Origin of the sequence: Microbacterium sp. zg-Y818 (assembly GCF_030246905.1) — a bacterium.
In the GTDB taxonomy this organism is placed as follows: domain Bacteria; phylum Actinomycetota; class Actinomycetes; order Actinomycetales; family Microbacteriaceae; genus Microbacterium.
In genome coordinates, this window is sequence record NZ_CP126741.1 from 1,005,869 (window position 1) to 1,019,135 (window position 13,267).

The following is a 13,267-nucleotide window of genomic DNA, read 5'->3' on the forward strand; positions in this document are numbered from 1 at the left end:
ATCAATTCACCCCGGTCACGTGACAAGCGCCGGTATCGCGAGACATAATTGTCACGTGATGACGTCAATGATGGCGTGACGCACCTTGACCCTTGGGGGCGCGGTGAGTGAATCGACAGGTGACCTGACCGGATCGCGAGAACAGCAGCACGGGTTGAGAGGCGGGGCCGGCACCCTGAGAGCGGGGGACCGCTGGCCGAGTCGATCGTTCCGGTGGCTGTGGGCCGCGTCGGCGACGTCGCTGCTGGGCTCCGAGATCGGCGAGCTGGCTTTGCCTCTTCTCGCGTTGCTGACGCTCGACGCGAGTGCGGGCGAGCTCGCCGTCGTGCGTGTGGCTCAGTACGCGCCGTTCCTCGTCCTCACTCTGGCGCTTGGTGTGGTGGTCGACCGAATGCGGCGCAAGCGGCTGCTCATCGCAGCCGACCTCGGACGCGGGGTCGTCCTCACAGCGATCGTGATCGCCGCGCTGACGCTTCCACTGCCGATCTGGATGCTGGCCGTCGCGGTCTTCGTGATCGGCGCGTGCACCGTCTTGGCGCAGCTCGCCGACTTCTCGCTGCTTCCCGCGGTCGTGCCGAACGACCGGCTCACCGATGCCAACGCGCGCCTGACGTCGACCCAGTCGGCCATGTCGATCGCCGGCAGTGGGGTAGGCGGCGTGATCGTCCAGACGCTGACCGCGCCGATCGCACTCGCCGCCAACGCGGCCACCTACCTCTTCTCCGCACTCTTCCTCACGCGCGTCACCGCGGTCGAGCGTGCACGGAACGAACCGGTCGATCGAGTCTCCCCGTGGCTCGAGGCGAGGGCCGGACTCGCCTTTCTCCGTCGCAACCGGGTCGTGCGCGACCTGGCGCTGGAAGCCGCGACCTGGAACTTCGCCAGCGAGATCCTGCTGCTCGGCCTGACGCTGCACGTCACGCAGCAGTACGAGCTCGGCCCGGCGATCCTCGGCGGCCTGCTCATGACGTCGGGTGCAGGCGCCGTCCTCGGCGCGCTGGTCAGCGCAAGAGCGACCCGACGATTCGGTTACGGACGATCCCTCATCGCCGCATTGATCGTGGGAAACTCCGCCCCGCTCGCACTGATCTTCATCGCGGCGGCGCCCTCGGCCGCCGCCCTCGCGGTGGCGGGTGTCGCGCTTGCGTTGAGCGGATTCGGCGTCGGCCTCGCCGCAGCCCAGGCGGTCACCGTCCGCCAGCTCGCGACTCCCGACGACCTCCGCGGACGGGTCAACGCCGCCTACCGGTTCCTCAGCTGGGGGATGATCGCGATCGGCGCCATCGCAGCCGGATTCGTCGCCACGGCCGGGGGACCGGCCGTCGCCATCGTCGTCGGAGCAGTCGGCACCACCCTCGCCACAGGGTGGATCCTCTGCTCCCCGGTGCGCAAGCTCCGCGGACTCGACGACGCGGTGGAGGCGCGGTGACGCATCGCCGTCCCGCCATCCGCTTCGTCCGGTGCAACGCGTTACGCTCTGACTACCGGTGACAGGAGGGGGAGCTCGATGGCAGCGCCGAAGACCGCGGAGGTACACCCTCTGCCCCTCCCGCTTCTCGTGCACATCGTCAACGAGTGGGGCGATGCTCCCCGGATCGAAGCGCACGAGGGCAACGAGCCGTATCCGACGGCCGAGAGCCTCCGTGCGCAAAGCCCGCAGTTCTGGGCGCATTTTCCGCCCTTCGATGAGCGCACCCTTGTGGAGACGGCGAACCTGGTCCATCCGATCTTCGCGGCGCCCTCGGGTAGCGAGTGTGCCGAACGGCTCAACGGACTCATCTCCGAGGCGCAGATGTCACCGGCGCTGTCCTCTGAGGCCTGGACGGTGCAAGAGGTCTGGCACACCGCTCGCCCCGATCGGGCGCTGCTGGCCGGCGCCACGCTGTCGTTGATCGACCACCTTCGCCACGAACCGGATGCCAGCAGGCTCGGTGTCTGCGAGGGCGACGCGTGTGCCGACGTGTACGTCGACCAGTCGCCGGCAGGACGCCGCCAGTATTGCTCGCTGACCTGCCAGAACCGAAACCGCACACGCGCGTATCGGGCTCACCGTCGCGCGGCGGCGCAAAGCTGAGCGACGCCGCGCCGGCAGGCTGCGGGCGCAGGCCGCTCGTCGCTGATCGAGCGTCAGAACCCGCCGCGCCAATCGCGGATGATCTCCACGACGTCGTCGAGGTTCGACTCGAGGAGGAAGTGTCCCGCGTCGAGCAGCTCGATGCGGGCGTTCGGCACATCGCGACGGAAGGCTTCGGCCCCTGCGGCATCGAAGATCTCGTCGTTGCGGCCCCACACGGCGAGCACGGGCACCTGCGTCTCGCGCAGCCACTCGTGGAGGCGGGGGTAGAGCTCGCGGTTGGTCGAGTAGTCGCCGAAGAGATGCAGCTGGGCTCGGTCCACCCCGGGCCGGTTCAGCAGGGCGATGTCGTGCTCCCAGGCATCCGGGTCGATCGTTGTGGGGTCCGGCACCCCGTGGGTGTACTGCCATTCCACCGCTGCGCGCTCGAGCGCCGGGCGGAGCGCCGCCTCGTTCGCGGCAGAGGGGTCCTCTCCGTACGCCCAGATGGGCGCCCAGAAGTCCTCGACGAAACCCTCCTCGTACGCGTTGCCGTTCTGTGAGATGACGGCCTCGACTGCGGCCGGGTCGCGCAGCCCCAGCCGCCAGGCGACCGGGGCACCGTAGTCCTGCACGTACACGGTGTATCGCGTGACGCCGACCTGCTCGAGGAACCGGGCGGTGACGTCGGCGAGCGCGTCGAAGGTGTACGGGAAATCGTCGACCGAGGGAGCCGAGGAGCGGCCGAATCCGATGTGATCGGGGGCGATGACGCGGTACCGGTCGGCCAAGGCCGGGATCAGGTGACGGAACATGTGCGAACTCGTCGGGTAGCCGTGCAACAGCAGGATCACCGGGGCGCCGGAGGGCCCGGCTTCCCGGTAGAAGACGTCGAGCCCGCCGACGCGGACGGTGCGGTGGTGGACGGAAGGCATGGTTCCCCCTGGGGATCGGTGCGGATTCAGAGTCGGGCGAATGGTGCAGCCGCTGAGGGAAGTCAAAGCCCTGTTCCTGCAACCGGGTCAAGCGGCGGGCTGCCGTCGGTCAACCCCGGACGACGGCCGGCTGCGGGCGGCCGGTCAGAGCGCGCACGGCGTCGCGCCCCGCTCGGTTCGCTCCGACGGTGGATTGTGAAGGGCCGAAGCCGATGAGATGCACACGGGGTTCGGCGGCGACCTGCGTGCCTCGCATCTCGATGCCGCCCCGGGCGTTGCGCAGCCCCAGCGGGTCGAGGTGAGCGAGGGCGGGGCGGAATCCTGTTGCCCAGAGGATCGCGTCGACGGGGGTGAGGGTGCCGTCTGCCTCTCGCACGCCTGCCGGTTCGATCCGCGTGAACATCGGCCGTCGCAGGAGGACACCGCGTCGCTTCGCGGCGAGCGCGTAGGGGGTCCACAAGAGACCCGTGTAGGAGACGACGCTGCCGGTGAGGTTTCCTGCTTCGATGTCTGCCGTGACTTTGGAGATGACCTCACGCCCCTCTACCTCGGGCGTGAAGCCGCCGTCGCGGAAGATCGGTTCCCGGCGCGTGTACCAGACCACCTCCGCCACCCGCGAGATCTCTTCGAGCTGCTGGACGGCCGAGATCCCCCCTCCGACGATCGCGACCCGCTCGCCCGCGAAGTCGCGCAGCGTCGTGTAGTCGCGGGTATGGAGTTGGCGTCCCCCGAAACTCTCCTGCCCGGGATAGGAGGGGAGCGTCGGGTTGGTCCAGGTGCCCGTCGCGTTGATGATCGCGCGGGTGCTCCACGTCCCGGCGCTGGAATGGACAAGGAGTCGACCGTCGGGGTCGTCATCGGCGCGTGTGACCGAAGCCACGGTGACGGGCCGGAGGATCGGCAGCTGCGCGTGCTGCTCGAACGCGGAGAAGTACGCGGGCACGGCGTCGCGTGCCGGTGCAGCCGGGTCGGGAGGCGCCTGCCGAAACCCCGGCAGGTCGAAGATGCCGTTGACGGTGGCCATCGTCAGGGATTCCCACCGGTGCAGCCACGCGCCACCCGGCTGCTCTTCGGCATCGAGCATCACGAAGGTGTGTTCCGCGTCGGGGTCGGTGAGCGCGCTGGTGAACCCGCGCCGACTCAGATGGAAGCCGGCCGACAATCCCGCCTGTCCGCCACCGATCACGACCACGTCGGTTCGGCGGACTGATTCTTCTCCCACTGCTGCGTCCTTCTGTCGAGGAGGATTCCCCTATCGAGATGCTCGAACGCTTTGCGCCGGCGGGTCAGGGGTGGGGTCGAGGTGCTTGCGCAGCGCTGCGGCGGCCTCGCCCAGGTGGGCGAGCTGCTGCGGGGTGAACGCGTCGACGAAGAGCTCTTTGATCGCGCGCAGGTGGGGAAGCGTGCTGGCACGGAAAGCGCGGGCGCCCTCATCGGTGAGGCACACGCGCGACCCGCGGGCGTCTTCCGCGCAGGGTTCGCGGCGCACCAGGCGTCGGTTCTCCATTCGCCCCAGATGTCCGGAGAGTCGGCTGCGCTCCCACTCGATCTGGGCGGCGAGTTCCGAGGAACGCAACGCGTTCCCGTCGGCCTCACTCAGCGCGAGGAGCACTTTGTAGTCACTGCTGGACAGTTGCGAGTCCTGCTGCAGCCGCGTGTCGATCCGAGCGCGCACGATCTCGAAGGTCTCGATGTGCGCCCGCCAGATCGCGAGCTCTTCGCTCGTCGGCAGGTCGTGACGTGTCGATGTGCCCATCACCGCTCCTCAGTAGTTGACATGTGAACAATACGGCGCGATGATTCACGTGTCAACTAAACGCGGAAGGCGCACGATGGATGCTTCACAGATCGAGTTCGGAATCGACAGCTTCGGCGACTTGCCCCGTGATGACCGGGGGCAGGTCGTCTCGCAGGCGCAGGCGATCCGTGCTGCGGTGGCCGAGGCTGTGCTTGCAGACGAGATCGGCATCGACGTGGTGGCGCTGGGGGAGCACCACCGGCCGGAGTTCGCCATCTCCAGTCCCGAGACGGTGCTCGCCGGCATCGCCACGGTGACAAAACGCATCCGGCTCGCCTCGGGCGTGACGGTACTGTCCTCGGACGACCCGGTGCGTGTCTTCCAACGCTTCGCGACCGTCGACGCGCTCTCACACGGCCGGGCCGAGGTGATCCTCGGACGGGGCTCGTTCACCGAGTCGTTTCCGCTGTTCGGATACGACCTCAAGGACTACGAGGTGCTGTTCGAGGAGAAGATCGACTTGTTCCACCGGCTCCTGGACGAGAAGCCGGTCACCTGGGAGGGGACGACCCGTGCCGCGCTCCACGAGGCGGACGTGTATCCGAAGACCGAGTCGGGGCGACTCAACACGTGGGTGGGAGTCGGAGGATCGCCGCAGTCGGTGATCCGCACGGCCCACTACGGCTTCCGGCTCATGCTGGCCATCATCGGCGGGGCGCCGGACCGTTTCGCCCCCTACGTAGATCTGTATCGGCGGGCGAGCGAGCAGCAGGGCACCATCGCCCAGCCGGTCGGGATGCATTCGCCCGGGTTCGTCGCGGCGACCGACGCCGAAGCCAAGGCGCTCTTCTACCCCGGCTACAAGGTGATCCGTGACCGCATCGGCGCGCTGCGCGGCTGGCCGCCTCTGCGGCGCGAGGAGTTCGAGTCCGAGGTCGCGCACGGCTCGCTCTACGTCGGCTCGGTCGAGACGGTCGCGAGAAAGATCGCCCACGCAGTCGGAGTGCTGGATGCCGGCCGATTCGACATGATCTACTCGACTGCCGGCACCGTGTCAGCCAGTGCACGGCTCCGCTCGGTGGAGCTCTACGGCACCCAGGTCATACCGCGGGTCCGCGAACTCGTGGCCGAACAGTCCGACGTCAGGGTGGGGGCGTCACGATGACGGGGCCCGTACACACCGTCGGCATCCTGGGCGCCGGAAAGGTCGGCACCGTCCTGGCGCGTCTGGCGGACGCCGCGGGCATGCGCGTGCTGATCGCAGGTTCGGGCGACCCCGCGAGAATCGCATTGATCACGGAGGTCCTCACGCCGGGCGCGACCGCCGCCTCGCCGGCCGAGGCTGCACGCTCGGCGGACCTGGTGATCCTCGCGCTCCCGCTCGGGAGACACCTGAACCTCCCGGTGGCTGAGCTGGCGGGCAAGCTGGTCGTCGACGCGATGAACCACTGGTGGGAGACCGACGGTCCGCGCGACAGCATCGTCCCGCCCGGAACCTCCTCGAGCGAAGCCGTGCAGCAGGCGCTGCCGGGGGCACGGGTCGTCAAAGCGCTCAACCACATGGGCTACCACGACCTCGAGGACGAGGCTCGCCCCGCGGGCCGCCTCGGGCGCAAGTCGATCGCGCTCGCCGGCGATTCGCCCGCAGACCTGGCCGTCGCGGCGGAGCTGATCGACGCGCTCGGATTCGACCCGCTCCCGATCGGCGACCTTGCAGCGGGCAGTCGGCTCGAACCCGGGATGCCGGCCTTCGGCGCGAACGTCCCCATCGACCGGCTCCGCGAGCTCACCGGCATCCCGGCTCCGGTCATGCTGTCGGAGTGACGGGGAGTTCACCGTCGCGGGTGTGACGACTGGCTCCTCGTGGTCGGCGAGCACCAGACGGTTCGCTGGGGGCCATCCGGCCGCCAGGCTGCGTTCACCCGGCGTTCAAGGTACGGGACTTCGCTGGCAGTCAGATAGAGAACCGACTATCTGACCCGCCCCGCACCGGGCGGGCCTGGAGCCCTTCGCTGGGCATGAAGGAAAGCGCACCCGTGACCAAGACCACAGCCAAATTCGCTGCCGTTGCCACGCTCACCGCCGTCGCTCTCGCATTGAGCGCGTGCGGCGGCCAGCCCGCCGCCGGCGATTCCGCCGATAGCGGTGACGCCGGCTCCGGCGGCTCGGTGACAACCGACGGTTCCTCGACCGTCGCCCCGCTCACCGAGGCGGCCGCGGACCTGTTCCGGGAGCAGGATGCCTCGGTGAACGTCTCCGTCGCCACCTCCGGCACCGGGGGCGGCTTCAAGGCGTTCTGCGCCGACGAGACCGACATCTCCAACGCATCCCGCCCCATCAAGGACGAGGAAGCCGCCGAGTGCGAAGCGAACGGTGTCGAGTTCACCGAGATCATCGCCGCGAACGACGGGCTGTCGGTGATCATCAACCCGGAGAACGACTGGGCCACCGACCTCACCCTCGAGCAGCTCGCGAAGATCTGGGCGCCCGCATCCGAGGGCACCGTCACCAGCTGGGCCGACGTCGACCCCAGCTTCCCCGACGTGCCGCTCGTGCTCTTCGGTGCCGGCACCGACTCGGGCACCTTCGACTACTTCACCGAAGAGGTCAACGGTGAGACGGGCGCGATCCGCACCGACTACAGCCCCTCGGAGGACGACAACATCACCATCCAGGGCGTCGCCGGCGATGAGGGGGCGATCGGCTTCCTCGGTCTCAGCTACGTCGAAGAGAACGAGGGCACCATCGTCGCCGCCTCCATCGACGGCGTCTACCCGAGTACCGAAACGGTGCAGGACGGCACGTACACGCCGCTCGGGCGCCCGCTCTTCATCTACGTGAAGAACGCCGCGTACGCGGACAAGCCCCAGGTGAAGGAGTTCGTCGACTTCTACGTCGCCAACTCCGATGAGATCGCGGAGCTTGCGCTATTCGTCCCGCTGACGCAGGAGCAGATCACCGTCGCCCAGGAAGAACTCGCCTCACTCGGCTGAGTGAGACCCTCCGTCGAGGAATCTCATGACCGCCGTCATCGAGAAGGCCGCGGGTCCGGAGCTTGCTCCGGGCCCCCGGCCGGGTACCCAGTTCGCCGGCCGTCGGCGGCCGGGCGAGACCCTCATCAGGATGGTTCTGCGCCTTGCCGCGCTGCTGACGATGGTCACCACCGCCGGCATCCTCATCGCGCTGCTGATTCCGTCGCTGTCCTTCTTCGCCGAGGTCCCGGTGTGGGAGTTCCTGTTCGGCACCCGCTGGGCACCGCGGTTCGCCGACGCTTCGTTCGGGGCGATCCCGCTGATCACCGCCACGCTGTGGACCACGGCGATCGCCCTGCTGGTCGCCGTCCCGTTCGGGTTGGGTGCGGCGATCATGCTGGCCGAGTACGCGAAACCGCGCACCCGCAGCATCCTCAAGCCCGTACTGGAGGTTCTCGCCGGTGTTCCCACGGTCGTCTACGGGTTCTTCGCTCTGCAGTTCGTGCAGGCGACCGTGCTGCGCGAATGGCTGCAGCTGCCCACCGGCGCGTTCAGCGTGCTGGCGGCCGGATTGGTGATGGGCGTCATGATCATCCCCACCATCGCCTCCATCTCCGAAGACGCGATGTCGGCCGTGCCGAGCGCTCTGCGACAGGGAAGTGCCGCCCTGGGAGCTAACCGCATGCAGACCACCCTGCGGGTCGTGTTCCCCGCCGCCTTGTCGGGCATCGTCGCCGCCGTCGTGCTCGGGGTCTCGCGCGCGGTGGGCGAGACGATGATCGTCGCGATCGCCGCCGGCAGTCAAGCCCGCATCGTCACCAACCCGCTGGAGCAGGGGCAGACGATGACGGGATTCATCGCCAACGCCGCCCTCGGGGACTCCCGCGTGGGGAGTCTCGAATACAACACCCTCTTCGCCGTCGGACTGCTGCTGTTTCTCATCACGCTGCTGATGAACCTGATCAGCATCCGGTTCGTGCGCCGCTTCAGGGAGGCCTACTGATGACCACCACCCGTCACGCCCGGCCGGCGACGGTGCGGGTCTCCGCTCCGCTGGGGACAGGGACCCACGGGGACCGCAAACCCGGTCCGCTGCTCTTCCTGCTGCTGTTGTGGCTGTCGCTCCTCGTCGCGTTCGGGGTGCTGGCGACCCTGCTGATCACGATCCTGATGGACGGCTGGGGCAAGCTCTCCCTTCAGCTGTTCACCAACTACCCCTCGGCGACACCCGAGACCGCGGGCGCGCGGCCGGCCGTCCTCGGCTCGGCGTGGGTGATCGCCGCCACCGCCGTCTTCACGCTCCCGCTCGGCATCGCCGCGGCGATCCACCTGGAGGAGTTCGCCGACAAGAAGCGCTGGTTCAACCGGCTCATCGAGTTGAACGTGCAGAACCTCGCCGCCGTGCCGGCGATCATCTACGGCCTGCTCGCGCTCGGATTCCTCAGCCTGCTGCAGGTGCAGAACAAGAACGTCGTCATCGGTGGGGCGCTCGCGCTGTCGCTGTTGATCCTTCCCGTCGTCATCATCGCCACACGGGAAGGGCTTCGTGCCGTTCCGCGGGAGATCCGCGATGCATCGCTCGCGCTGGGCGCCACCCCGTGGCAGACGGTGTGGCGTCAGGTGCTGCCCGCGTCTGTGCCGAGCATCGCGACCGGGTCGATCCTCGCGCTGTCGCGTGCCTTGGGAGAGGCGGCTCCGCTGCTGGTCCTCGGCGCCCTGGTCTACATCACCTTCGACCCGAACGGGCTGATGAGCGGTTACACGACCCTCCCCATCCAGATCTTCAACTGGACCGGCCGTCCCCAAGAGGGGTTCCACGAGTTGGCGGCCGCGACCAGCGTGCTGTTGCTGGCTGTGCTGCTGCTCATGAACGCGCTGGCCATCTTCATCCGCAACAAGTATCAGAAACGGTGGTAGCCATGAACACCTCCCGTGTCGTCGCGTCCGCGGACACGCCTCGCCCTCAGTTCCACCCGCACGCCGACCGGCCTCTGCTGGACGCTCCGAGCGGGCTGATCCGCTGCGAGAACGTGGACGTCTACTACGGTGCCTTCCGCGCCGTCACCGACGTCAACCTCAGCTTCGGGAAGAACGAGATCACGGCCCTGATCGGCCCGTCCGGGTGTGGCAAATCCACCCTGCTGCGATCGCTCAACCGGATGAACGACCTGGTCGACGGAGCTCGAGTCGAGGGGCAGGTGCTGTTCCAGGACGACGACATCTATGCCAAGGGCGTCGATCCGATCGAGGTGCGGCGCCGGATCGGCATGGTGTTCCAAAAACCCAACCCGTTCCCCAAGTCGATCTACGACAACGTCGCCTACGGCCCCCGCGTCACCGGGATGAAGGTGTCGAGCATGGACGACCTGGTGGAAGAGGCGTTGACCAAGGCGGCCCTCTGGGACGAGGTGAAGGACAAGCTCAAGCAATCCGCGTTCGGACTGTCCGGCGGTCAGCAGCAGCGTCTGTGCATCGCCCGCACCATCGCCGTCAAACCCGACGTGATCCTCATGGACGAGCCGTGCTCGGCTCTGGACCCCATCGCGACCATGCGCATCGAGGATCTCATGCACGAGCTGCGCCGTGAGTACACGATCATCATCGTCACCCACAACATGCAGCAGGCGGCTCGGGTCGCCGATCGCACGGCGTTCTTCACCGCGCTCGCCGATGACACCACCGGTGACCGGACGGGCGTGCTGGTGGAGTACGCACCCACCGCGCAGATCTTCGAGCAGCCGGCCGATCAGCGCACCGAGGACTACATCAGCGGCAGATTCGGGTGACGTCACCGGCACCACCGGTCGAAGGTTCCGAGCCGACGCAGCGATCTCTCGAACCCCCCGAGTAGGCGCCGCGACCGGCATCTGCTTGGGTGGGCTTCGGGAGGTGTCGGATGGACTGGGGTGCGGTCGTCGTGCTGGCCCTCGCGGGAACGGCGGCCGGTGCGATCAACGCGATCGCCGGCGGCGGTTCGCTCGTCACCTTCCCCGCCCTCCTCGCCCTCGGCTATCCGCCCGTGATCGCCAACGTGACGAACACGGTGGCCGCCCTGCCCGGCTATGTCGGCGGAGCATGGGGATACCGCCGTGAGCTCGCCGGCCAGCGGCGGCGCATCATCGTGCTGAGCATCGTCACGGTAATCGGCGCGCTCGTCGGCTCGACGCTGCTCCTCGCGGGTGACGAGAGCACGTTCACCGCGGTGGTGCCCTGGCTCGTGCTCGCCTCGACGCTGCTCCTCGCCGCGCAGCCGTATCTGAGCGCGCTGGTCGCCCGTCGCACCGAGGCTGCCGCGGCATCCACCCCTCGCGCCGAGCCACTGCGCTGGGCGGGCGTCGGTCAGCTCGGTGTCGCGGTGTACGGCGGCTACTTCAACGCCGGCCTCGGCATCATGATGCTGGGGGTGCTCGGGGTGGCGCTGCGCGAATCGCTGCAGCGGCTCAACGCGCTCAAGAGCGTGCTGTCGGTCGTCGCGAGCGCGGTGTCGCTGGTGTTCTTCGCGGTCTTCGCCGAGGTGTCGTGGCCGGCGGCTGGCATCATGGCGGTGTCGGGCCTGCTGGGCGGCTGGCTGGGTGCCGCGGTCGGTCGCAGGCTGCCCGTTCCGGTGCTGCGCTGGTCGGTCGTCGTCTTCGGGCTAGCGGTCTTCGTGGCGCTGCTGGTGGATGCCGGCTGAGTGGCGTACAAGTGCCGGGGCTGCGCCCGTTCGTCCTACCGGCCGGGATCCGCGTCGGAGTGAACCAGCCCCATAGCCGAGAGCACCTCCTGTGCCACCCGCGGCGCTGCCCGCTCGGGCAGCCAGTGGTTCTCGTCGAGCTCGACGAAGCGGTATCCGGCGTCGACGTAGTTCCGGGTCAGCTCGGCCGCGCGCCGGCCGAGCGCCTGATCGCGGCTGCCCCAGATGTAGGTCGTGTCGACGGTGGCGGCGTGCCGGGCGGCACGTCGCCGACGCCGGTCGGGCAGCCACATCCCGCGGTACCAGTTGAGCGCGCCGCGCAGCGCTTGCGGGCCCGAGAGGAATCGCTGGTATTCCTGAGCCAGGTCGGCGGGGAGCCCCGATGCGACGAGCAGCCGGGCGAGCCGAGGTCGCAGCAGCGCTTCGGGCAGCCACGGCAGCTGGAAGAACCCGATGTACAGCGACCGCAGCCCCTGCGCCGACGACAGCAGCGATCGCAGCATCGCGCGGGGGTGAGGGGTGGATAGCACCGTCACCCCGGTGAGGCGGTGCGGGGATGCCGCGGCCATGCGCCATGCGACGAATCCGCCCCAGTCGTGGCCGACGAGATGCACGCGGTCGACGCCCAGGGCATCGAGCAGCGCGGTCACGTCGCCGACGACGTCGACCGCGCGGTAGTCGCGCCGCCGGCGAGGCCGCGCGCCCGGGGAGTATCCGCGCTGGTCGAAGGACACCACGCGGGCGCTCGCTGTTGTCAGCAGGGGCGCCACCGCGTCCCACGTGCGGCGCGACCCAGGGAATCCGTGCAGCAGCACTACGGTCGGGCCGTCGAGCGGTCCCGTGTCGGAGACGTCGAAGCGGAGGCTCCCGCGGCGGAAGTCGTGCAGGCGAGTCTGCGGCATCCTCCATCTTCATCGTCAGGCGCGGCCCGTGCACAGGGGGTTGCGTGGCGCGAGTGGCCGCGTACGGGTTCGGGGCGCCGCGCCGAACTGAGGGGATCTGCCCGGATGAGGGCGTCCTGGCCGAGGTCGCCCTCATTTCGACCGATCCCCTCATTCCGGAGCGCGCGTGGGTCGGCCATACCCCCTACGGGTGGCCGGATCCCGTCGCACCGTGACGGCTTGCCGCCTTTTCCGGCGGCGCCGCGCCCCGGCAGGATGAGGGCATGAGCCCGACCTCCGACACCGCCCTGCTCGTCGTCGACGCGCAGGAGTCTTTCCGGCAGCGCCGCGACGACTGGGCCGCCACCGCCAACCCGCGGGTCTTCGACAACATCGCCCTGCTCGTCGCGCATGCGCGCAGCGTCGGCGACAGCGTGGCGTGGGTGACGCATGCCGAGCCCGGCACCGGGGGAGTGTTCGACCCCGACTCCGGCTTCGTGCGGGTCGTTGCCGAGCTCGATCCCCGGGCCGACGAGATCCAGGTGACGAAGACCACCGTCAGCGCGTTCACCTCCACCGACCTGCAGCAGCAGCTCGCGGCTCGCGGCATCGGCCGGCTGGTCGTCTGCGGCATCCGCACCGAGCAGTGCTGCGAGACCACGGCGCGGATCGCGGGCGACATCGGGTTCGCGGTGGAGTTCGTGACGGATGCCACGACCACCTCGCCGATCCCGGCCGGTCCGGGGTACGCCGCGCTCGCCGGTGACGAGCTGATGCGGCGGACCGAGAGCGTGCTGGGTGGGCGGGAGTTCGCCACGATAACCTCGACCGCCCGACGCGTGCGCGACGTCGCGATCCGGCCACTATCGGCCTGATCCGCCCCGGTATATCCTGGCCGTAGATCGCGCCCGAGCGGTCTACGCGGAGGCGCGGCTGTCGTGAATGCGGTGCGGTGATGCCCGCCAGCCGACGTTGGTCAACGCGCGACTGCGCATCGACACGTCACCGAAGTGCG

14 protein-coding genes are annotated in these 13,267 nt (G+C 68.9%); 10 read left to right on the forward strand and 4 right to left on the reverse strand.

Features of this window, described 5'->3' with window-relative positions:
- The first annotated feature begins 103 nt into the window (after positions 1-103).
- Both QNO21_RS04520 and QNO21_RS04525 read left to right on the forward strand, forming a co-directional pair.
- A complete protein-coding gene (locus QNO21_RS04520; RefSeq protein WP_257513945.1) occupies positions 104-1,429 on the forward strand; it encodes an MFS transporter in 1,326 nt (441 codons plus the stop codon).
- Between the two features lie 78 nt (positions 1,430-1,507).
- Positions 1,508-2,074 carry a CGNR zinc finger domain-containing protein gene (locus tag QNO21_RS04525; RefSeq protein ID WP_257513946.1) on the forward strand — a complete coding sequence of 189 codons (567 nt, stop codon included), beginning with the start codon at positions 1,508-1,510 and terminating at the stop codon, positions 2,072-2,074.
- 53 nt (positions 2,075-2,127) lie between these two features.
- Here QNO21_RS04525 and QNO21_RS04530 read toward each other — a convergent pair whose 3' ends face one another.
- From QNO21_RS04530 to QNO21_RS04540, 3 genes are all read right to left on the reverse strand, one after another.
- Entirely contained in the window at positions 2,128-2,988 is an 861-nt protein-coding gene (locus QNO21_RS04530; RefSeq protein WP_257518689.1) for an alpha/beta fold hydrolase, read from the reverse strand.
- A gap of 109 nt (positions 2,989-3,097) precedes the next feature.
- Positions 3,098-4,210 (reverse strand): NAD(P)-binding domain-containing protein, encoded by a 1,113-nt coding sequence (locus tag QNO21_RS04535; RefSeq protein WP_257518690.1) that lies wholly within the window; start codon positions 4,208-4,210, stop codon positions 3,098-3,100.
- 30 nt (positions 4,211-4,240) lie between these two features.
- Positions 4,241-4,744, reverse strand: coding sequence for a MarR family winged helix-turn-helix transcriptional regulator (locus QNO21_RS04540; RefSeq protein ID WP_257518691.1), 504 nt, complete (start codon positions 4,742-4,744; stop codon positions 4,241-4,243).
- 76 nt (positions 4,745-4,820) lie between these two features.
- Here QNO21_RS04540 and QNO21_RS04545 point away from each other — a divergent pair, with 76 nt between their 5' ends.
- From QNO21_RS04545 to QNO21_RS04575, 7 genes are all read left to right on the forward strand, one after another.
- Complete coding sequence (locus QNO21_RS04545; protein WP_257518692.1) at positions 4,821-5,891, forward strand: LLM class flavin-dependent oxidoreductase; 1,071 nt, start codon at positions 4,821-4,823, stop codon at positions 5,889-5,891.
- Complete coding sequence (locus QNO21_RS04550; protein WP_257518693.1) at positions 5,888-6,550, forward strand: NADPH-dependent F420 reductase; 663 nt, start codon at positions 5,888-5,890, stop codon at positions 6,548-6,550. The genes QNO21_RS04545 and QNO21_RS04550 overlap by 4 nt, the downstream gene beginning before the upstream one ends.
- A 212-nt stretch (positions 6,551-6,762) precedes the next feature.
- Positions 6,763-7,719 carry a PstS family phosphate ABC transporter substrate-binding protein gene (locus QNO21_RS04555; protein ID WP_257518694.1) on the forward strand — a complete coding sequence of 319 codons (957 nt, stop codon included), beginning with the start codon at positions 6,763-6,765 and terminating at the stop codon, positions 7,717-7,719.
- Between the two features lie 25 nt (positions 7,720-7,744).
- On the forward strand, positions 7,745-8,701 hold the full coding sequence (gene pstC, locus QNO21_RS04560) for a phosphate ABC transporter permease subunit PstC (RefSeq protein WP_257518695.1): 957 nt from the start codon (positions 7,745-7,747) through the stop codon (positions 8,699-8,701).
- Complete coding sequence (gene pstA / locus QNO21_RS04565; RefSeq protein ID WP_257518696.1) at positions 8,701-9,615, forward strand: phosphate ABC transporter permease PstA; 915 nt, start codon at positions 8,701-8,703, stop codon at positions 9,613-9,615. Before pstC ends, pstA begins: the two co-directional genes overlap by 1 nt.
- A 95-nt stretch (positions 9,616-9,710) precedes the next feature.
- A complete protein-coding gene (pstB, locus tag QNO21_RS04570) occupies positions 9,711-10,484 on the forward strand; it encodes a phosphate ABC transporter ATP-binding protein PstB (RefSeq protein WP_257518939.1) in 774 nt (257 codons plus the stop codon).
- A 110-nt stretch (positions 10,485-10,594) separates the two neighbouring features.
- Complete coding sequence (locus QNO21_RS04575) at positions 10,595-11,371, forward strand: sulfite exporter TauE/SafE family protein (protein WP_257518698.1); 777 nt, start codon at positions 10,595-10,597, stop codon at positions 11,369-11,371.
- A gap of 35 nt (positions 11,372-11,406) precedes the next feature.
- Here the strand turns inward: QNO21_RS04575 and QNO21_RS04580 are convergent, their stop codons facing one another.
- On the reverse strand, positions 11,407-12,273 hold the full coding sequence (locus QNO21_RS04580) for an alpha/beta fold hydrolase (RefSeq protein ID WP_257518699.1): 867 nt from the start codon (positions 12,271-12,273) through the stop codon (positions 11,407-11,409).
- Positions 12,274-12,536: 263 nt separating this feature from the next.
- Here QNO21_RS04580 and QNO21_RS04585 point away from each other — a divergent pair, with 263 nt between their 5' ends.
- On the forward strand, positions 12,537-13,127 hold the full coding sequence (locus tag QNO21_RS04585; RefSeq protein ID WP_257518700.1) for an isochorismatase family protein: 591 nt from the start codon (positions 12,537-12,539) through the stop codon (positions 13,125-13,127).
- The last annotated feature ends 140 nt before the right edge of the window (positions 13,128-13,267 follow it).